Origin of the sequence: Sulfurimonas sp. ST-27 (genome assembly GCF_048081595.1) — a bacterium.
In the GTDB taxonomy this organism is placed as follows: domain Bacteria; phylum Campylobacterota; class Campylobacteria; order Campylobacterales; family Sulfurimonadaceae; genus Sulfurimonas; species Sulfurimonas hydrogeniphila.
The window spans coordinates 665,790-685,614 of record NZ_CP182226.1 but is presented as its reverse complement, the minus strand read 5'-3'; the positions used below and the strand labels follow the sequence as shown (position 1 = coordinate 685,614).

Here is a 19,825-nt window from a genome sequence, read left to right as displayed (position 1 = left end):
TTCTTTGGCAAAGCGTGTTGCAATCATAGACATAGGCTCCAATTCAGTGAGAATGGTGATATATGAGAAAGTGTCACGTTTTGCTTTTCATTTGCTTCATGAAGAGAAGTCAAAGGTCAGAATTTCTGAAGATGCCTACAAACACGGAGGAGCTCTGCAAGAGACTCCTATGCAAAGAGCTTTTGATGCACTGAGTGACTTTATACAGATCAGCAACTCTTTTAAGACAAACAAACTCTTTTGTGTTGCAACTTCGGCACTCAGAGATGCCCCCAATAAAAAAGATTTTTTACAAAAAGTAAAAAAAGAACTCAAACTCAATATAAAAATTATCAGTGGCGAAAAAGAAGCGTACTTCGGAGGCATTGCCTGTGCCAATCTTTTGCCAATGCAGGAAAATGCACTCAGCATAGATATAGGAGGCGGTTCTACTGAGCTTGCCTATATAGACAAAAACAATGTCTCCCATCCTCTATCTCTAAAACTTGGAACAGTACGTCTTAAAGAGCTTTATTTTGATGCTGATGACATAGAAGGTGCCATCAGGTATATTGACGAACAACTCCAAATGCTTCCTGCTATGAAAGTTGAAACACTCATCGGAATCGGCGGAACATTTCGGGCAATATCCAGTTCTATCATGAAGAGAGAAACATATCCGCTGAATAAACTTCACGCTTATGAATTTAAGGTCACTCACTTGCAGGAGTTTATAGAAGAACTGCTCGATGCAAAAAGCAACAAAGAACTCAAAAGCCTTTTTATCAACAGTAACAGATTTGATGTCATTAAACCCGGTACGCTTATTTTACAAAGACTTATCAAAAAGATAAATATCTCAAAAGTGATTACAAGCGGTGTAGGTGTACGAGAGGGTGTATATCTGAGTGATTTGCTAAGGAACTCCAAACATAAATTTCCGCACAATTACAATACCTCCGTGCGCTATATTATAGATTCGCATATAAAAGACAGACAGTTTTCAAATAATTTAAGCTTATTGGCTAAAAAACTCTTTGATTTAACCCATGAATATTTTGGTATAGACTACAAATACAGATACAATCTTGCCTTAGCCGCAAAACTATATCCCGCAGGAAGCAGTGTCCATTTTTATTCCCAAAACAAGCATACCTATTATTTGATAAAAAGTGCCCTGGAGTTTGGTTTCAGACATCACGACATCATGCTCATTGCCACATTGACAAAGTACGCTAAAAACAAACTGCCGTCAAGTACCCATTTGCAACTCTACAAAAAACTTCTTCCCAAAGAACAGATTACGAAAACACTCAGTTTTCTGCTCTCTTTAAGTATAGCACTCTTAAGCCACAGGCCAAGAAACCTGGATTTTGAGTTAGTATTTGAAAAAAACACATTACATGTAAACTCTTCAAAAAAACTTTATCTCGCCAAAGAAGCCGTACTGAAACTAGAGTGTGAACATAACAGTTTTAGCGTAAAATTCTAGAATCTCTGTCCCATTGTAAACTCAAAGTTTGCAGTCTGGTCGCCATCCTGAGGGTTTATCGGACGGGCAAACATTAACTGAATCGGGCCGACAGGTGAGAACCACTCCAGTCCAAGCCCGTATCCGGCTCTTGAAATATTGTTGGTTAGTAAATTATCTGTTACATTATCCGAAATCATTCCCCAGTCTGCAAAAGCCACTATACGCATTTTTGCTTTTGGTATCAAAGGCATACTCAATTCTATATTATTTGAAAAAGTTTGTGTTCCGCCCACTCTTCTTATTCCATCCACTGCAGTAGCATCCGCTACAGTCGGAGAAAGTGTATATGCCTGGTACCCTCGCACACTTCCAATCCCGCCCATATAAAATTTTTCGGCAAGCGGAATGTATCCGTTGTCTATAATTGCATAATATCTGGCTTTGTATCTAAAAATAGCATCAAATCCAAGCAGATCCTGAAGTCCATAGTATTTGGCAAAATTTGTTCTTGCCTTTATAAAGTCAGCCGTACCGCCAAGCCCTGATTTTTCAAGACTCTGGGACAGTTCAAATCCTTTACGAGGAAGATAATAATCATCAGTATTATCCCATTTTATACTCACAGAAACACTGCTTTTTGTAAAAGCTTCAAACGGATTGATCCCGCCATATACAGAAGCATTGAAGTCATCTCCAAAAGTATAACTGTTACTTGAATAAGCATATCCCAGATAACCGCTGATATAGCGTGTAAACCTGTGTCCTATTCCCATACTCAGACCATTGCTTACAACAGAATAGTCAATATAATCAAAAGCTGACTGATAAATAGAAAAGTTTCCACTGAAATCACTGTCATTGAGACGAGGATTGGAGATATTGAAAGAGTAGTTTTGTGTTGTCTGGGACTTTTCAGCCTTAATGCCGACATTAATACCCGACCCCCATATATTTCTATCATTTACCCCGATACTCAGCAACAGTCCTCCATAACTTCCGTATCCGCCTCCCAACTGAATATTCCCGGTTGGTGCTTCTTTGACTTTTACAATCAAATCCATAGTCTTGTTGTCAATTCTTTTTTCCTCAATTGTATTGCTGTCAAAAAAACCAAGCCTTCCAAGTGCTGCACGGGAATCTGTCAAATCCGTTAATGAGTATATATCATTCGGTCCCAAATACAACTCTCGACGTATTACCCTGTCAAGTGTTCTGTTATTACCTGAAATCAATACATTTCTGATTCTTACTTTCTCGCCGGGCATAACTTTGAACACTACTTCGACTGTATGGTTTTCTTTGTCTTTTTTCAAGTCAGGCACTACCTGAACAAAAGCATAACCAAGGTCTGCAACAAGTGTTTTAATCTTTTTTGAGTCCTCTCTAAAAGTTTTGATATTGAAAGTTTCATCTTTTTTCAGCGAGATGGCATCTCGTAATTTTGCATCATCTGCAACATGGACAAGTTGATTGACAGAAATTTTGCTTATTTTATATGGTTTGCCTTCTGAAATCAGATAACTCATATCAGCACTGTAGTTGTCAAAATCAACCCGCACAAAAGGTTCATCTACTTTCGCATCCAGATACCCGTACTGCATATAATAGTCACGTATTCTCAGGTTATCGTATTCCAAATCTCTCAGACTCATTTTACCGTCATTCTGTCCCCAGAACCAGCCCATGAATTCTTGCTCTTTATTGGCTATAACATCATCAAAATCATCCGGATCCAAGCCGTATACACCACTGTATTGTAATTTTTTGATAATAATTTCTTCGCCTTCGTTCACAACAAAAGTAACTTTTACACTTCCGTTTTCCAAATATGTCGTTTCAACTTCTACGACACTGTCAATTTTACCTTCTTGTGAAATTGCGTCAATGATTCTTTTTTTAGCAGCTTCAATTTTCTTTTCATCATATAACGACCCTTTTTTGATTTGAATGACAGACTCTTTGACTTCATCATCATCTTCTTTCCAGCCCTTGAGTTCCACCTTGGAGATAATTGCTTTTTCTTTAAAATAAAAAGTCAGTTTTCCCTTTTCATCAAATTCTGTCCAGATATCATTAAAATAGCCTTGATCAAAATATTTTTTAATCGCTTTGTCAACCATCTCTTTGTCTATGTCATCACCTTCGCCAAATCCTAAAATTCTCAAGGCAACCGGCTTGGAAAGGTGGATTAATCCATTATAGTCAATAGTTTTCACTACACGCGCATATATATTAGTTGTCAATACAACCAGCAAAAAAGACAAAAGTATTTTCATTCATATTCCATTTAAAAAATTAGTAAAGATTTTACCCATTATGTGGTTAATATTAAGTAAATTCAGTATAATTTTACAAATTAACACAAAGAATAAACATGAATATAGCAATTATTGGATTAGGTTTGATGGGAGGTTCCCTTGCCCTTTCATTAAAAAAACAAAATTATGTTGACTCTATTGTAGGTTATGATCATAATCAAAAGCATACACAGGATGCCCTTTGCCTTGGACTGGTAGACAAAATAGTCTCTTTTGAAGAGGTGAAAAAGTGTGATGTTATTTTTCTTGCCATTCCTGTCAACGGTGTAATTAAAATATTAAAAGAACTGACGGATGTCGGGCCAGATACCACCATTATCGACCTGGGAAGCACAAAAGAAAAAATTGTAGCCTCTGTCCCGCCGCAGATACGCAAAAACTTTGTAGCCGCACACCCTATGACCGGAACAGAAAACTTTGGTCCGCATGCCGCGGTTGAAAATCTTTACTACGACAAGGTTGTTGTATTGTGCGATCTTGAAGAGAGTGGAGAACTGCAGACAAAGATTGCCAAAAAAATATTTAAATCGCTGCATATGAAAAAACATTTTATGAAGTCTCAGGAGCATGACCGTCATGCCGCTTTTATTTCACATATGCCCCATGCCATCTCTTATTCTATTGCCAACACTGTGTTAAAGCAGGAAAACAAGCACACAATTTTAGCCTTGGCTGCAGGTGGGTTTCGTTCCATGAGTCGTCTGGCAAAGAGTTCTCCCTATATGTGGGAAGATATTTTCAGACAGAACAAAGAAAATCTGCTTGAAGCTATAGAACTTTTTGAAACAGAGCTTACAAATCTCAAACAAAACATTCAAAACGAAGAGTGGGACAAAGTCCATCAAGAGATGGCCAATGCCAACAAACTGCATGATATCCTGGATTAGGATATATCATATTTTTTCAGCAGTTCTTTTACAAGCTTTTTATCTATCTTCTCTTTTTTTGAAGAGTAAAGATTAGCTTCCAAAATATCTACAACTTTTTTCACTTCCTTATCTTTGTCTTTATACGGCAACAGTTTTATAAGCAACAGCTTTTCATCATTGAGGTTCAATACTCTTTCTTTTTTCAAAAATTTCACCGGTTTTGCAAATATCATAATCAATATTCCAATGATAACTCCTGCAACAAAAGCTATACCTATAGAAAGTTTGTCATAGACTTTTGCTCTGTCCTTTACATGTAAAGGCTGTTCAGGAGTTTGAACAGACTCTTCTCTTTGTATTTTCAATGCTGTTTTTTTCACCGCACCGTTTACTTTGATATGAATGGGCTGTGTAGAGATTTTTTCTACCCGTTTTGTTTTAAGATTGTAAAATGCCAGTGAAAAAGGCGGAATTGTGAAATCTTTATCTGAAACAAAGGCTAACTTTTGTGTCAGAGTATTGCCTTTGATATTTATTTTTTCATCAAAAACATTTACACCCGGTATATAGGGTTTAAAACTCTTAATATCTTCCAAATTACCTTCACCTGTCACTTTGACGGTAACATTCACTGCTTCATTAGGATTAATCTCCAATTTGTCGGCAGTCGCTTCAATTGTAAAGTTACCGACTATTTTTGCATTATTAGGCAAAGGCTTTACATGTAACTCCACAGGGTTTGAAAAATAGCTCTTCCATTTTATCTGAGGCATAAAACCTCCCCAGACATCCCTTGAAGAAATTCTTGTCGCAATTTTAAGCTGTGCCGGTTTAATTGTAAGATTTCCTTCTCTTTGCGGAGCCAGTCTGTAGCTTGCTTTTGTGATGACATACCCGTCTTTTTGAGTTCTTGTTGCCTGTGATTCGCCTTTGATCCAGAAGCCTTTAAAATCCGGCGCTATAAATTTACTGTCAACGGCTTCGGCATCTTCTTTTTGTTTCAGCACCAGATTGAGCGTAAACGGTTCCCCCACAAACAACTCTGTTTTTGAGGGAATCAAATTCAGTACAAAATCGGCATTTTTATCCTGTACTGCCGGTTTTACCGTTACTTTTACACTGTTGGATTGCTCTGTTTTTCCATCTACTTCAACACTCACCGGTGAAATCACACAGCTTTTTTGCGGCATAAACTGATAACTCAGTACATAGCTTTTTTTATAATCATTGTTTATCATCTCAATACTTGTCTGAGAACTTGTCCCCAATACATTGCTGCCGCATATTGTACTGATAAGCGGTTTATTGACTTCACCGCCTGTAATTGTCAGGGTATAGGTTGCGACTTCTCCGCTGACAACGCTTTTAGGATATACCTTTGCCACAACCTTTGCATATCCTGCCGTTGCAAGCAGGCTAAAAATTATTATTATTTTACCAAGGTTTTTCATTACTGTTTTCCTTCTTCTTGTTACTTTGGTTTAATCTGTATAAATACGTACTTTGTTCATTATTAAGGCTTTTGAGCCATTTTGCCTCTTCTGCATCACTCATCCTGTTTTTCATTTTTTCTGCCTGTGCAGCTGATGCGGAAGCAGACTTCTTTTTGTCTTTTTTCTGTTTTTTCTCCGCACTCTTTTGCTGAGATTTTTGCTGCTGTTCTTTTTTCTTTTGCTCTTTTTGTTTCTGATTTTTTTGTTGTTCGCCATTCTTTTCTTGCTGCTTTTTCTCTTCTTCGCTCGGCTTTTGAGATTTTCTCTGCTCACTCTTTTTGTCTTTTTTGCCTTTGGAGTTTTTGGAATCTTGCTTGTTGTTTTGCTGCTGGTTGTTCTTTTGGTTGTTCTTATCCTGCTTTTTTTCGTTCTTTTTGTTATCTTTATTCTGCTGGTTCTGCTGTTTTTTCTGATTCTTCTGCTGCTGTTTTTTCTGATTTTTGTTCTTCTGATTTTTGTTTTTCTGCTGTTGTTTCTTCTGCTCTTTGTTCTTTAAGGCTTTTTTTACGGCTTCAAGGTTTTCTCTTGTATCTTTGTCTTCATGAAGTTTTAAAGATTTTTCATAAGATTCTATCGCCTTTTTCAAATTTGCTTCATCACCCATTTTTGCATAGGCATTACCCATATTTGAAAAATTTTTCGCACGTGCAGCTTTGTCATCAAAAGTTGCTTTTTCATAATTTCGAACCGCTTCTTTGTACTTTCCGGCCTTGTACAGGGCATTGGCTGCATTATAGTAACTTTCACTGTGGTTGCTCTTTTTTGCATAACTGTCATATATTTTTGCCGATTTTTCATACTCCTTGTGTTTGTAGGCATTTTTTGCCTCATCCAGATGCATAAAGTCCAGCAATCCCGCATATGACGGAGCAGGATTTCCGAGCAAAATGGCTAAAACAAACAATCCCGGCACCTCGACTTTTACCCGTTTACTCATAGAAGATGTCGCTATAAGCAGTAGCAGAAGTGCCAGTCCCAAAGGATAATAAAACAATGGTATATATTTTTCAATCTGCTTGGATTTGAGCTCTTTTTTCTTACTGTGACGCTCAATCTCTTTAAGCATTGCTTTGACATCGGCATCAGAATTGACACTTTCAATATAAACACCACCTGTTTTTGTTGCCAAGTCTGCAATTTTATCATTGAGTTTTGAAACAATGATTTTTCCGTTTTGTTTGATGAACTCTCCATTTTCAAGCTTTATCGGTGCTCCCTGCGGTGTGCCTACACCAAGCACAAAAACCGCTATGTCATGCTTTTTTGCAAAAGCAGTCTCTTGAGAAAAATCTTTTTTGTCTCCGCCGTCACTCAATATCAACAAATATTTTTTTGCATCTTTTTTTATACTTTTATCGACAACCTGCAGCATCGACATAAAGTCTGTGCCCTGCTCTGTTATAGAATTCGTGTTAAGTTTTTTCAGTAAAAAAGCAACAGCTTCATGATCAAAACTCAAGGGCGACACCAGATAGGAATTTTTTGCAAATGCAATCACACCGATGCGCTCATTTGGTGCCAGACGCAAGAGTTCCAGAGCTTTTTGTTTTGCCAGTTTTAATCTGTTTGGATAAACATCTTCTGCCAACATAGAATCTGATATATCCAAAGCTATCATAATATCAGCACTCTTAGCCGTCACTTCAATCTTTCCGTCTTTGATGACAGGACCTGCCAAAGCAAGTGTCATCAATACAGCAATCAGAAAAAAGAGTGCATTTCTTGCTTTGAGTGTCAAGGTGTTTGAAGAGACTCTGAGTCTTTGCATCACCTCGCTTGAAAAAAATGTTGCATGCGATTCTTTTTGTGTGAGCAACAATCCAAAGAGTATAACAATTAACGGTAACATATAGTAAAGAAATTCCGGATGTAAAAAACTCATATTACACTCCCTCTTTTATTTCGTAAATAGACATAAAGCAGCAGAGACAACAATGCTATAAACAGCGGATAAAAATAGTAATAGTTTTTATAGGAAAATGTTTCATTTTTTATCTCTGATTTTTCCAGTGCATCAATTTTTTCATAGACCTCTTTAAGCTGTGAGGCATTTGCAGCACCAAAGGCAACACCGCCTGTCTCTTTTGCAATTTTCATAAGCACGGCTCTGTTGTACTCATCAGGAGCGCCTATCCCTATCGGATAAACTTTTACCCCCTCTTTTTTGGCAATATCCAGTGCCACATCCAAAGGAATTTTATCCACTCCGGCTGTGGAGTAGCCGTCTGTAAGCAAAATAGCCACTTTTGATTTTGCCCTGCTCATTTTTAACAGGTTCACTCCCTGTGCCAATGCTTCATACAGGGCTGTATATTTTCCCGCCATTCCTACTTCAAGCTGAGCAACAATGCGGGACAGTATATGCTTGTCATATGTCAACGGTGAAGCGATAAAAGAGTAGGAACCAAAAACGACAAGTCCCATATTGTCATTTTCTCTTTTGTTTATAAAATCCCGTACAATTGATTTCACAACATCAAAGCGTGATGCAGCGGGGTTGAGCGGGTCAAATCCACGCTCTTTCATAGAACCCGAAGCATCCAGAATAAGGGCTATCTCATGCCCGTGTTTTGGCTTCAACTCATACGGTTCGTCTTTTACCGGCGACATAAGTGCCAAAATCATCATAACAATTGTGAGCCATTTTAAAAAGAAAAGCAGTTTTGATGCAGAAACATTGCTCTTCATAAACTGTGAAGCATGCGGAAAGTAAATTGAAGGCAGCTTCATTTTGCAAAGTGTTTCACATGCTATAAAAAAGAATATAACAAACAGTAATTTTGGAAATTCGAAATATATGCCGTCAAACATCTATCATTCCCTTATATAACTCTATTACATGTAAAGTATCTGTATCAAAATTTTCTACATTTTTTTTATATTTGTATTTTTGGAGTATTTGCAACATATTTTCATAGGCTTTTAAATGACGTTCACTGTCATCTTTAAAAGTTGCTCCGTAAAATGTCAAATCATATGCCGCTTTTTTCGGATTTGAATAGTCTACCGAAAATAGCCTCTTGTAATGCTCTGCTCTTTTGTTGTATTTTTTTCTGTTTTGCATCCATTTGTATGCCAAATATATAAAACCCGAAAGTATCAGAACAACTAAAAGGCTCACTCCGATAAGATAATATAAAGAGTACTCATGTATCTCTATAAGCGGCTTAATATCATGCAAAGGAATTTCATTTTGTTGTAGGTTTTGCATCTATCTGCCCTCAAATAATCGTCGTAAGGAAACACCGGTTTTTCCGTCTGTATAAACTTTTGTAAATCGAATCTGGTGTTTTCTGAATGTTGCATAAAGTTTTCTGTCATGCACTAAAACTTTTTTCGCATACTCTTTGACTGTTTGTGCATTAAAATCACCTTCTAAAACAGCACCGCTCTCAGGATCCACCAAAGAGGTAAAACCCATCTCCGGCGGTCTCTCTTCAAGTCTGTCACGTACAATGACAGCCACTACTTCATGTTTTTTTGCCAATACTTTAAAATCAGGGATTTCAAAAAAATCTCCGACAATGACAATCAAAGATTTTCTTTTGAGCCTTTTAAACAGAGTATCTGCCAAAACTTTATAGTCTGCTTTTTTGTTCAAAGGATCAAAATCCAAAATTTCATTCGTACTTTTATGGACCTGAAAAAGCTTTTTACTCGGTTTTAAAAAAGATTCCAGCTTATCACTGAAGATGTAGGAACTCAGCAAATCACCGTTTTTTATCGTCGAAAAGCTCAGCATGGCTGTAATTTCTGCAATAACATCCTGTTTAAACCGTTTGGAGCCAAAATAGACACTGCCGTTGAGCATTGATGCCACGACTACATTCAACTCTCTTTCTTCACGAAATATTTTAATATAAGGCTTTTGCAGTTTTGCCGTGATATTCCAGTCAATATGTCGAATGTCATCACCGGGCATATATTCACGCAATTCTATAAAGTCATAGCCCTCGCCTTGAAAAATAGACGGATTGTTTCCAACCATCTCACTAAAAACCTGACGGCGGGCCCGTACAAGTATTTTTTGTAGTTTGCTCATTATGGCGGCCTTATGGTATCGCTACAGTTTCAAGCACTTTTTGAATGATTTCATCTGTCGTGATACCTTCAGCCTCAGCCTCGTATGTAAGCACAATACGGTGACGCATCAACTCTTTTACGATATAAGCAACATCAACAGGAGTAACAAAGTCTTTGCCGCGCATAAATGCCATCGCCTTCACGGCTTTGAACATGTCTATACTCACACGGGGAGAAGCTCCGAACTGAATGTACTCTTTGACCTCTTCGAGTCCGTACTCTTCAGGATGTCTTGTTGCATTGACGAGTTCTATCATGTACTCTTCCACTTCTTCGTCTACATGTATATCGCGTACAACTTTTTTCAGCTCTTCGAGTTCGCTTTTATTCAAAACCGGATTGATTGTCTCAAAATTGCCGCTTGAAATTCTTCTTGCGATTTCAAGCTCTTCTTTTTTTGTGTTGTATCCGACGACAAGTTTAAGCATAAATCTGTCAAGCTGCGCTTCAGGGAGCTGATAGACGCCCTCTTGTTCTACCGGGTTTTGTGTTGCCATGACAAAAAACGGCAGATCAAGTTTAAATGTCGTATCACCGATTGTCACCTGCTTTTCCTGCATCACTTCAAGCAAAGCAGACTGCACTTTTGCCGGAGCACGGTTAATTTCATCCGCAAGCAAAAGATTTGTAAAAATCGGACCTTTTTTGATTTTAAACTGATTGTTCTGCGGGTCGTATATTTCAGCCCCCAAAATATCCGAAGGGAGTAAATCCGGTGTGAACTGTGCCCGCTTAAAGTCAAGCCCCAGAGCTTTTGAAAGTGCATTGACCGTTGTTGTTTTTGCCAGTCCAGGAACACCTTCTATAAGGATATGCCCTTCACACAACAGTGCAATCAGCAGAGAATCTATCATCTTTTCCTGCCCGACAACTACTTTTGCAACTTCTTTTTTTACCTCTTGTATTTTATTAATCATTTTTATACCTCAGTTATTACTATTTCTTTTTATTATTATTGCAAGTATATTCCCAAGAAGTAAACGGTTACTAAATACCAATATTTAACACTTTTGAAATGCCCTCTTTTTGTATGAGCGAATGAAGCTTTTTGACAAGATTCTGCCTGGCTATTTCATAGCCCTGGGAAGACTGTCCGGTTACATGTATGACATTTTCTCCTAACACTTCCCCTTTATAGTTTTTCGTTACAAAAGATATTTCACTGCGGGCAAGCGTAAAACCGTACGCGCTTGCCTTTTTGATTTTTGCATGAATAAAAACAGTATAGTGCATGTTTGATTTCACATTTTTTATGATAAATTTTTGTTTGGTCAGGGCACTTCTGAGTGGTTCAGCCAGACTTTTCACATTGGAATTTACCCAAAAGCTGATATGTTTCAGAAGATAATCATACTCTTCATTTACTTTACTCATCCATGCTATGTATTTTGTGTCGTCAAAGCCTTTATGCAGCACTTTCATCACTATCAGAGCATTCTGTATATATGTAAATGATTTTTTCATCTTTTTATAATATGCCAAGCGTTTGAGGGCATCACATTTTTGTAAATTTTTGACTTTGCTCCTGTATATTTTCAGTTTTTGGTCCAGTTCATTTTTTAAGCCTTGAAACAACTTTTGTTTATTGACCTTTATAAGCACCGCATATCTTTTAAAGCCGAGTTTTTTTGTATGGAGTATTTCATATTCGCTGATTTTTATTTTTTCAACACTGCTTTGTGTTTCATTGATGTATGTTGCCTCAGAGCTGTTGACACTTCCCTCTTTTACAACTGTTTTTGCACGAAAATTTGATGAAACCGCTACATGTAATGTCGAGGCTAAAAGACTCAAGGCATTCGTAATGGCATCTTGCTGGTTTTCACCTTCCCCCAGTGCATAAAGCGTAGAACTGTCAGACTGTGGAGGTTGCATATACCATGACGGAAGCTCTTTTTTTGCAACAACAACTCTTTGCTTTGCAGCACAACCGCCTAAAAGCAGCCCTGTAATAAGAAAGAGTAGGCTTAATTTGTTCATCTGTTTAACTGCTCAAGTGTTTTTTTTCTTTTGGAGATAAGAGAGTTGATACGGACAACAGCCTCATTAATCTCCTCAACCGGCTCTATCATCAAATCGTCCGCATATTCATAGTACTCTTTCGCCTCTTCATATTTCCCCTGTGCCTCTTTTATCACACCCAAATCGTAAAATGCCACATAACTTTTCATATTTGTCGCATCAATCAACTCTTTCAAAAATTTTTCTGCTTTGTCATAACGCCCCTGCTCAATATATTTTAAAGAGATTTTCAAAAGTTTCTCTTGTTCATCTGTATAATCCAAATCAGGATCCTCAAGTAATTTTACATGAAATTTTCTGTAATGCGGAGTCAGCTTATAAATAAATGTATCTGCTATATCATCGGCAAGCTTTTGCGCCACCATCATTTTTGACGGGATCGCCCGCGAATCATCAGCACAGTGCTTAAATGAACTTGTTCTGCCTAAAGTATCAGCATAAATGATATCGCCTTTGGCAACATCCACTATTCTTACTTCTGCAGAAAGTCCTATAAGCCGTTTCATACAGCGCACACGGTATGTTTCGAGTTCTGTACATTTTCTATTTGCACAACGGACACGAGCCTCATAAAAATAACTGTCTTCTTTGGTAACAGGGCTTACATTTCCAGAAATTATAGCCTGCGCGCCTATCAGTTCTCCAACCTGGACAATCTTTTCATCATTGACAAGACCACTGTTTTGCAGTTTTTGCTCTGCTATAACTTTATTTATATCGTTTCTGCTGACAACAGTAAAATATTTTTTATTGTTTATCTCAAAATTAGAAAGCTTTGCCTCTATTTTTCTCGAAAGTCCTACTCTGTCATGTGTGAAATCTGTCACTGCTATTACTTTTGTTTGCGATATTCTGTCAATTTGTGCAGGCTCAAGTGCCTGTACAGTCACTTTCTGAGAACATCCGCTCATAAAAACAATAAAAAAAGCCATTAGTATATTTGTAATATTTTTCATAAAACTCCTCTTCGTGAAACGATTGTAGTTAAAAAGCATTTAATTGTAAATAAATCTATGCTTTCTTATAAAATTTATAAATTTTCACTCTTTTTTCTTGACATATCAATTGTATTTGTCTATAATTTCGACCTCTTAACAATAAGAGGCAAGAGTCCTGTTAGCTCAGCTGGTAGAGCACGTCACTTTTAATGATGTGGCCGATGGTTCGAATCCATCACAGGACACCATTTTTTTGTTATTTGCACCTCAGATTAAAGTTCACGTACCTTATGTACGATTCACTTTAAACTTCGGCACAACTAATCAAAAAACAACTACAAAAAGTGGCCCCGTCGTCTAGCGGTTAGGATCCATGGTTTTCATCCATGTTACAGGAGTTCGATTCTCCTCGGGGTCACCAACTTTACTCACTTTCAAACAATCATTAGAAATTTATGTCATAATAACATTATCCTATAAAGAGGGAACAACATAGTTATGCATTCATGGACTACACTTTCCCAGGCATTTGGGGGCATCGGTATTTTTATACTTGGTATGATTATCATGACCCAGGGTTTACATGCTCTTGCCGGAGATACTATCAGAAATGCTTTAATTCGTTTTACAAAAACACCCACTACCGGAGTTATAACAGGAGCTGTCAGTACCGCTGTTTTACAGTCATCAAGTGCTACAACAGTTGCTGCTGTAGGGTTTGTATCTGCAGGATTATTAACATTTCCCCAAGCACTCGGTATTATCTTTGGCGCAAATATCGGTACCACTATTACAGGATGGATGGTAGCACTTCTCGGATTTAAACTCAAACTGGGCACTCTGGTTTTGCCTTTTATACTTGTAGGGTCAAGTTTAAAACTTTTTTCAAAAGGAAAAGCAGCGGATATCGGTTTTGCCATTGCCGGATTTGGTCTGATTTTTGTCGGTATCAGCTTTATGCAAGAGGGCATGTCTGTCTATAAAGACATCATTTCACCTGAATACTTTCCGGGAGATTCTTTTTTTGGCCGATTTGAGCTCTTCTTACTTGGGATTCTTGTCACAATTATCACACAGTCATCAAGCGCAGGTGTTGCCGCGACACTCACAATGATTTACGGAGGTGCCATCAGTTTTGAGCAGGGAGCAGCCTTGGTAGTCGGCATGGATGTAGGTACAACAGTTACAGCGGCTTTAGCAACCATAGGTGGCTCTGCAGAAGTAAAAAGAACCGGCTTTTCACATGTTGTATACAATATATTTACCGGTATTGCCGCGCTTTTTTTAATAGCACCCTACACTCTGTTCTTTGAATCTTTCGCGCCCGGTTTTTTCATGCAACAGGCTGAAATTGTCTTAGTACTGTTTCATACTTTTTTCAACTTTTTAGGTGTCATTGCAATTATACCTTTTACAATACCTTTTGCGCATCTTATGGAAAAAATCATACCCGAACCAAAACAAAAGTATATACAGGATTTTGATCCTGCATTACTTGAAAATATCCCTTTGGCTTTGAGTGTTGTGCAAAAATCTCTTGAAAATGAATTCAAAACATTATTGCGGTATATGCTCTATTTACTTGGAGCGAAAAAAAATGCACACAAAATCAATCTGCATACTTTTGACAAGCTTTTAGATGAAACACAGAATTTCTTAGACAAAATTAATTTAAAAAATACACAGGATGCAAACTGGCAACGGCTTATCAGTCTCATTCATGTTATTGACCATCTGCAACGGCTTTTTGACCGATGTCGTGAAGATGAGCACAAAGCACTGTTTCTTCAGTCATCACCCTTGTTGGCATTCGAAAAAAATCAATTTATTGGGCTTATTCAAACAAGTCTGCAACTCCTTGAAAAAACATCCTTGCAGGAACTGGCCAATTATACACAGCAGAGCAACTATGACATTGACAGGAAAACAGAACAAAAGAGAGAAGAAATAACACTGTTAATGGCCGACGGGACCGTTAGCATAGATGAGGGCACCTACCACTTAGAAGCAATTCGGTGGCTGCAACGTTCATCGGTACACATTACACGTATTGCATATCATCTGCAACAGGCACTGCTCAATGCAGGAAAATAAGATATAATAAGTAACAGGAGCCAGTTATGGATAAATTGCAAAAATATAAATGTGTATTTTGCGGTCATATTTATGACCCGAAAATCGGTGATGAAAAAAGGGGCATTCCTCCCGGAACAGCTTTTGAGGATCTTCCTGAGAACTGGAAATGTCCGGGTTGCGGTGCCCAAAAAGAGTATTTCAAGCCTGTTGAGTAAAACTGTTATTGTAAAGAGTATCGAATCGGTACACTCAACATTATATCTGTTTTTGGCTTTGGAAATTTTCCTGAAAGCTCAGCGATTGTTTTAATCGCCGCACGCGTCAAGATACCACTGCTTGAAGATATTGTTGTAATTTGTATAACAGTAGCATCTTTTAACAGCATAAAGCGAACAGTAACAGAACCCTGTATGCCTCGCTTACGTGCCATTCGCGGATAGTAGAGGTTTTCTTTTATCAATTGGGCAATCTGTGCCAGATTTTCCTGCAAATACGCTTCTTTCTCACTCACCTTTTTTTCAACAGTTTTTTTTGTCCTCTTTTCCCTGCGAAGATTTTCTTCTGCAACAGGCATGTTTTTCACGACTTCTTCTAGTTTTTTTTCCGGTTTTTCTGCTGCTGTTTGTTCTATTCTTTTTTCCGGTTTTGTCTTTTCTTCAATCTTTGTCTCTTTTATTGTTTCTTCTTTCTTTTTAATCTGTTTTTTTAAAGGAATTTTTTTCTTAATTTTCTTGGGTTTTTGTTGGGTTTTTTGTTTTTTGGGAGGAATCACTTTTTTATGTTGCGGGATTTTTTTCGCTTTTTTTTCAGAGATAACTTTTTTTCTCTCTTTTTTCTTCTTATGTATTTCTTCAGCCTGTTGTTTGATACATCTCAAATTTACACACACTCTTTTTTCTTCTTCAACAAATGCGGCAGATGAGACCACATACTTATAAACACCAAACAGGCTCAGCAGAATAAGCGCATGAACGAGCAAAGAAAGAAAAAGAGACTTTGAGTGATTAAGCATACATTGTTTTAAATGGCGCGTTTAAATTCAGGATAGGCTTCAACGCCAACCTCATTGACATCAAGCCCCTCTACCTGAATATCATCCTCTGCTCTGAATGCAACAATCTTGTTGATAATGTAAATAACAATATAGGAACTCACAAATGCAAAAACTCCGATGACTACAATCCCTTTGAGTTGTGAAATCAGTGACACTTTATCAACAAAAATACCAACAGCGAGTGTACCCCAAATTCCGTTGACAAGGTGAACAGAAAGTGCACCTACAGGATCATCAAGTTTTAATTTGTCAAACATTGGTACAGCAAAAACAACAAGTGCACCGCCAATGGCACCAATCAAGATTGGTGTGTACATGTCATACAAATCAGGTCCTGCAGTAATTGCAACAAGCCCTCCTAATGCACCGTTTAATATCATTGTGATATCTAAAAGCTTATAGCGTGCATACATGATAACAGCTGCAATGATTGCACCCGCCAAACCTGCCGTATTAGTATTCATAATCGTTTTTGCAACCGTATCGGCATTTTCGATACTTGAAATAGAACCGACACTGCCACCGTTAAATCCGAACCATCCTATCCATAAAAGAAGTGCTCCAAGAACCACAAGCGGTACATTTGATGCAGGTATCACTTTTATTTTTCCGTCTTTGTATCTGTCTTTTCTTGGTCCCATAATCAAAATCGCAGCCAGCAATGCCCAGCCTCCGGTGGAGTGAATAACAGTTGAACCTGCCAAATCATACATGTCAATATCCAACACTGTTCCCGCAAGAAGATCAGCGCCCCAGCTTACATTAACAATCAAAGGATAAATAACAGCACCCATAACAACCGTAAATATCATCAGTGGTATAATTTTTACACGCTCACTCACTCCACCACTCATAATATTTATAGTTTTACCGACAAATGCCATCTGAAACAAAAATGCCGCCCATATACTCATAGAAGAGTTTTCCCAGGAACCAAACGCAAGAGAGTAGCCGACAAGTAAAAATGCCATAGATGCTACCGCATAAATCATGGTATTTACCGTCAAAACAGAAGAGACATTTTTTGTTCTTACCAGTCCGGCTTCAAGCATGGCAAAACCCGGAACCATTAAAATAATCAAAACCATAGAAAAAAGTGTAAAGAAAGTATCCAGTATGTATTTGAAATCAGTTTCAGACATTATAAACCTTTAACCCGGATTATGCAACAGAAAACTCAAGAAAGTCTCTATCATTGCACCCAAGGCACATTCATAAAATTATTGACCAACCAAAAAGGTTGGCACAACAATTTTCTAAACATCCCTTGGACACAAGCATAGAACCTACTTATTATTTTCTATTGCATAATTCGGGTTTAAATTGAACTTAAAAGCTGAGTGTAGCAAAATATTTATATTTTAAAAATTAAATCATTATTTTTAAATGCCAAAGAAGTCAATATGTGGATTTTCTACTCCTTGTAAAGGAGTCGGCTTGAGTGCCATAGCGGCCAGCGAAGCCAAAGGGGGTGGGACACCGCCATTAAGTTAAGCATTTTTTTGCAACGCAGACTTCAGTCCGGGCTGAGAGTGGCAAGACTATTGCACCAGCCGGCACTGAAGTACCGGTTCCGAGAAAGCATTATTGTTTAGATAGCTTCCTCGTCAGTTTCACCTGTACGAATTCTAATAATTTTTTCTATGTCGCTTACAAAAATCTTACCGTCTCCGATTTTACCTGTACGTGCTGCTTCCACAATTGTTGCCGTAACCTGTTCTACCATGTCTGCTGTAACAACCATTTCCATTTTTATTTTCGGTAAAAAATCAACCACATACTCGGCACCGCGGTACAATTCGCTATGCCCTTTTTGACGGCCATAGCCTTTTACTTCACTTACTGTCATACCGTCAATACCGATTTCTGCCAGTGCATCTTTTACATCTTCCAGTTTAAATGGTTTGATAACCGCTTCTACTTTTTTCATTATCACTACTCCAAAGTTTTATTATTTATCAATTGTAACCATTTTTGATTACAAAATCAATACACTAATCCCAAAAAGAGATTAGTTATTCATGTATCTTTCACCTTGAACAGATTCATCCAGACCCATTGTTTCTTCATCTTCACTTACACGTGAACCACCAGTCAATGCAGTAGCAACATAGTAAACAACAACAGTACCGATAAGAGTGAACAGTCCAACAATAACAACAGACTCAACCTGAACAATAAACTGTCCTATTCTGTCACCTGATTCTTTCAGCGGTCCGTCCCATAACAGATCATTGTCTTTTAAAGCCAAAAGACCGGTTGCGAGTGCACCAAACAAACCAGCTAAAAAGTGAACACCGAATGCATCCAAAGAGTCATCATAACCAAGTTTCTTTTTAAGCACAGTCACACCCCAAAAAGCGAAGAGCGTTCCAACGATACCAACGATAAAAGCACCACCCACACCAACAAATCCGGCAGCAGGCGTAATAGCGACAAGTCCAGAAACAGCACCTGTAGCAAGTCCCAGCAATGTAGGCTTTTTATAAACAACCCACTCAGCAAGCATCCATGTAATAGCAGCTGCGGCAGTTGCTATCGTTGTAGTCAGGAGTGCTACACCGGCAATGGCATTCGCTCCAAATGCAGATCCTGCATTGAATCCGTACCAGCCAAACCATAAAAGAGCTGCACCAAGCGCAGTCAAAAGCACTGTAGCAGGTTTCATTGCAGACTTAGGATATCCGACACGTTTGCCAACAAGAACAGCAAGAACCAAACCGGCCAGACCGCCGTTCATATGTACAACTGTACCACCGGCAAAGTCTAAAGCACCTAAATCAAAGAGATAGGCACCGTCTCCACCCCAAACCATATGAGCAACAGGAGCATACACGACAAGTCCCCAAAGAGCCACAAATACCAGCCATGTAGAGAATTTAATACGTTCTATAACCGAACCTGCAGCAATAGCTACCGTAATAGCTGCAAATGTACCCTGAAATGCCACAAATACATAGGTAGGATATGTTCCGCTTAAATCATGCCAGCTGATTCCGTTTAAGAAGACATTACCGAATCCACCCATTACATTCTGAACAGCGGCAGACTCTGCTGTACCAAATGCTATAGAATAACCGGCAGCAATCCAAACGACAAATGCAACTACAAACGCTCCAAAAACCATAGCGTATGTATTGAGTACATTTTTACTTCTTGTCATACCTGCATAAAACAGTGCAAGACCTGCAGGTGTCATCAATAATACTAATGCAGTTGACATCATCATCCATGCTGTATCACCTGTATCAAGTGTTGCTGTATCCTCCGCAAATACGAATGTTGGTAAAGCAAATAAAAATGCTAATAACCATTTCTTCATGTGAATCCTTTTGTTGAATATTTTCAAAACAAATTATAGAATAATTACATCTTTTTTTTCAGCTTAAACTGATTAATTTTTAAGCAGCTTTTACAATTCCTCTATTATTTATTCAATTACACAAAAATTCATCAGTTTTAAACATTTTATTAAGCGACAATAAGATAATATATATAAATTTAAATTTTAGGTGTTTC

The 19,825-nt window shown here is 38.0% G+C and carries 17 protein-coding genes and 2 tRNA genes; 6 read left to right on the top strand and 13 right to left on the bottom strand.

Annotated elements, in window-relative coordinates; all coding sequences use genetic code 11:
- Window positions 1-4 precede the first annotated feature (4 nt).
- Entirely contained in the window at window positions 5-1,471 is a 1,467-nt protein-coding gene (locus tag ACM66U_RS03665) for a Ppx/GppA phosphatase family protein (RefSeq protein ID WP_418641163.1), read from the top strand.
- Here the strand turns inward: ACM66U_RS03665 and bamA are convergent.
- Window positions 1,468-3,729, bottom strand: coding sequence for an outer membrane protein assembly factor BamA (gene bamA / locus ACM66U_RS03660; RefSeq protein ID WP_346389543.1), 2,262 nt, complete (start codon window positions 3,727-3,729; stop codon window positions 1,468-1,470). The genes ACM66U_RS03665 and bamA overlap by 4 nt on opposite strands.
- Before the next feature lie 98 nt (window positions 3,730-3,827).
- Here bamA and ACM66U_RS03655 point away from each other — a divergent pair, with 98 nt between their 5' ends.
- Window positions 3,828-4,658: a prephenate dehydrogenase gene (locus ACM66U_RS03655; RefSeq protein WP_418641162.1), complete on the top strand. Its 831-nt coding sequence runs from the start codon at window positions 3,828-3,830 to the stop codon at window positions 4,656-4,658.
- On the opposite strand, the gene ACM66U_RS03650 is transcribed toward ACM66U_RS03655, so the two are convergent.
- From ACM66U_RS03650 to ACM66U_RS03615, 8 genes are all read right to left on the bottom strand, one after another.
- Window positions 4,655-6,091 (bottom strand): BatD family protein, encoded by a 1,437-nt coding sequence (locus ACM66U_RS03650; RefSeq protein ID WP_151900807.1) that lies wholly within the window; start codon window positions 6,089-6,091, stop codon window positions 4,655-4,657. The two genes, ACM66U_RS03655 and ACM66U_RS03650, sit on opposite strands and share 4 nt — an antisense overlap.
- Window positions 6,075-8,015 (bottom strand): VWA domain-containing protein, encoded by a 1,941-nt coding sequence (locus tag ACM66U_RS03645; protein ID WP_418641161.1) that lies wholly within the window; start codon window positions 8,013-8,015, stop codon window positions 6,075-6,077. The genes ACM66U_RS03650 and ACM66U_RS03645 overlap by 17 nt, the downstream gene beginning before the upstream one ends.
- Complete coding sequence (locus tag ACM66U_RS03640; RefSeq protein WP_418641160.1) at window positions 8,012-8,944, bottom strand: vWA domain-containing protein; 933 nt, start codon at window positions 8,942-8,944, stop codon at window positions 8,012-8,014. Before ACM66U_RS03640 ends, ACM66U_RS03645 begins: the two co-directional genes overlap by 4 nt.
- Window positions 8,937-9,344, bottom strand: coding sequence for a hypothetical protein (locus tag ACM66U_RS03635; protein WP_346389541.1), 408 nt, complete (start codon window positions 9,342-9,344; stop codon window positions 8,937-8,939). Before ACM66U_RS03635 ends, ACM66U_RS03640 begins: the two co-directional genes overlap by 8 nt.
- Window positions 9,345-10,175, bottom strand: coding sequence for a DUF58 domain-containing protein (locus ACM66U_RS03630; RefSeq protein ID WP_418641159.1), 831 nt, complete (start codon window positions 10,173-10,175; stop codon window positions 9,345-9,347).
- Between the two features lie 10 nt (window positions 10,176-10,185).
- On the bottom strand, window positions 10,186-11,133 hold the full coding sequence (locus tag ACM66U_RS03625) for an AAA family ATPase (protein WP_151900811.1): 948 nt from the start codon (window positions 11,131-11,133) through the stop codon (window positions 10,186-10,188).
- Window positions 11,134-11,203: 70 nt separating this feature from the next.
- A complete protein-coding gene (locus tag ACM66U_RS03620; RefSeq protein WP_346389539.1) occupies window positions 11,204-12,196 on the bottom strand; it encodes an LPP20 family lipoprotein in 993 nt (330 codons plus the stop codon).
- Window positions 12,193-13,194 carry a CsgG/HfaB family protein gene (locus tag ACM66U_RS03615; RefSeq protein ID WP_418641158.1) on the bottom strand — a complete coding sequence of 334 codons (1,002 nt, stop codon included), beginning with the start codon at window positions 13,192-13,194 and terminating at the stop codon, window positions 12,193-12,195. Before ACM66U_RS03615 ends, ACM66U_RS03620 begins: the two co-directional genes overlap by 4 nt.
- 154 nt (window positions 13,195-13,348) lie before the next feature.
- Between ACM66U_RS03615 and ACM66U_RS03610 the strand changes: the two genes are divergently transcribed.
- The 4 genes from ACM66U_RS03610 (at window position 13,349) to ACM66U_RS03595 (ending at window position 15,467) form a co-directional block, all read left to right on the top strand.
- Window positions 13,349-13,424: transfer RNA gene (locus tag ACM66U_RS03610), tRNA-Lys, on the top strand.
- 98 nt (window positions 13,425-13,522) lie between these two features.
- A tRNA-Glu gene (locus tag ACM66U_RS03605) sits at window positions 13,523-13,597 on the top strand.
- Window positions 13,598-13,674: 77 nt separating this feature from the next.
- Complete coding sequence (locus ACM66U_RS03600; protein WP_418641157.1) at window positions 13,675-15,270, top strand: Na/Pi cotransporter family protein; 1,596 nt, start codon at window positions 13,675-13,677, stop codon at window positions 15,268-15,270.
- Window positions 15,271-15,296: 26 nt separating this feature from the next.
- On the top strand, window positions 15,297-15,467 hold the full coding sequence (locus ACM66U_RS03595; protein WP_418641156.1) for a rubredoxin: 171 nt from the start codon (window positions 15,297-15,299) through the stop codon (window positions 15,465-15,467).
- Window positions 15,468-15,472: 5 nt separating this feature from the next.
- Here the strand turns inward: ACM66U_RS03595 and ACM66U_RS03590 are convergent, their stop codons facing one another.
- From ACM66U_RS03590 to ACM66U_RS03575, 4 genes are all read right to left on the bottom strand, one after another.
- Entirely contained in the window at window positions 15,473-16,264 is a 792-nt protein-coding gene (locus tag ACM66U_RS03590) for a TonB family protein (protein WP_418641155.1), read from the bottom strand.
- Window positions 16,265-16,272: 8 nt separating this feature from the next.
- The gene (locus ACM66U_RS03585) at window positions 16,273-17,448 is read right to left on the bottom strand and encodes an ammonium transporter (protein WP_418641154.1); all 1,176 of its coding nucleotides are present in this window, start codon (window positions 17,446-17,448) and stop codon (window positions 16,273-16,275) included.
- Between the two features lie 449 nt (window positions 17,449-17,897).
- Window positions 17,898-18,236, bottom strand: coding sequence for a P-II family nitrogen regulator (locus ACM66U_RS03580; protein WP_151900817.1), 339 nt, complete (start codon window positions 18,234-18,236; stop codon window positions 17,898-17,900).
- Between the two features lie 81 nt (window positions 18,237-18,317).
- Window positions 18,318-19,628, bottom strand: coding sequence for an ammonium transporter (locus ACM66U_RS03575; RefSeq protein ID WP_418641153.1), 1,311 nt, complete (start codon window positions 19,626-19,628; stop codon window positions 18,318-18,320).
- Between the last annotated feature and the right edge of the window lie 197 nt (window positions 19,629-19,825).

Bases quoted from the DNA above. Each gene is read 5' to 3' on its own strand.
- ACM66U_RS03635 (WP_346389541.1), bottom strand. From the start codon at position 9,344: ATGCAAAACCTACAACAAAATGAAATTCCTTTGCATGATATTAAGCCG.
- ACM66U_RS03625 (WP_151900811.1), bottom strand. From the start codon at position 11,133: ATGATTAATAAAATACAAGAGGTAAAAAAAGAAGTTGCAAAAGTAGTT.
- ACM66U_RS03585 (WP_418641154.1), bottom strand. From the start codon at position 17,448: ATGTCTGAAACTGATTTCAAATACATACTGGATACTTTCTTTACACTT.
- ACM66U_RS03590 (WP_418641155.1), bottom strand. From the start codon at position 16,264: ATGCTTAATCACTCAAAGTCTCTTTTTCTTTCTTTGCTCGTTCATGCG.
- ACM66U_RS03655 (WP_418641162.1), top strand. From the start codon at position 3,828: ATGAATATAGCAATTATTGGATTAGGTTTGATGGGAGGTTCCCTTGCC.
- ACM66U_RS03575 (WP_418641153.1), bottom strand. From the start codon at position 19,628: ATGAAGAAATGGTTATTAGCATTTTTATTTGCTTTACCAACATTCGTA.
- ACM66U_RS03580 (WP_151900817.1), bottom strand. From the start codon at position 18,236: ATGAAAAAAGTAGAAGCGGTTATCAAACCATTTAAACTGGAAGATGTA.
- bamA (WP_346389543.1), bottom strand. From the start codon at position 3,729: ATGAAAATACTTTTGTCTTTTTTGCTGGTTGTATTGACAACTAATATA.
- ACM66U_RS03615 (WP_418641158.1), bottom strand. From the start codon at position 13,194: ATGAAAAATATTACAAATATACTAATGGCTTTTTTTATTGTTTTTATG.
- ACM66U_RS03595 (WP_418641156.1), top strand. From the start codon at position 15,297: ATGGATAAATTGCAAAAATATAAATGTGTATTTTGCGGTCATATTTAT.
- ACM66U_RS03650 (WP_151900807.1), bottom strand. From the start codon at position 6,091: ATGAAAAACCTTGGTAAAATAATAATAATTTTTAGCCTGCTTGCAACG.
- ACM66U_RS03630 (WP_418641159.1), bottom strand. From the start codon at position 10,175: ATGAGCAAACTACAAAAAATACTTGTACGGGCCCGCCGTCAGGTTTTT.
- ACM66U_RS03600 (WP_418641157.1), top strand. From the start codon at position 13,675: ATGCATTCATGGACTACACTTTCCCAGGCATTTGGGGGCATCGGTATT.
- ACM66U_RS03620 (WP_346389539.1), bottom strand. From the start codon at position 12,196: ATGAACAAATTAAGCCTACTCTTTCTTATTACAGGGCTGCTTTTAGGC.
- ACM66U_RS03640 (WP_418641160.1), bottom strand. From the start codon at position 8,944: ATGTTTGACGGCATATATTTCGAATTTCCAAAATTACTGTTTGTTATA.
- ACM66U_RS03645 (WP_418641161.1), bottom strand. From the start codon at position 8,015: ATGAGTTTTTTACATCCGGAATTTCTTTACTATATGTTACCGTTAATT.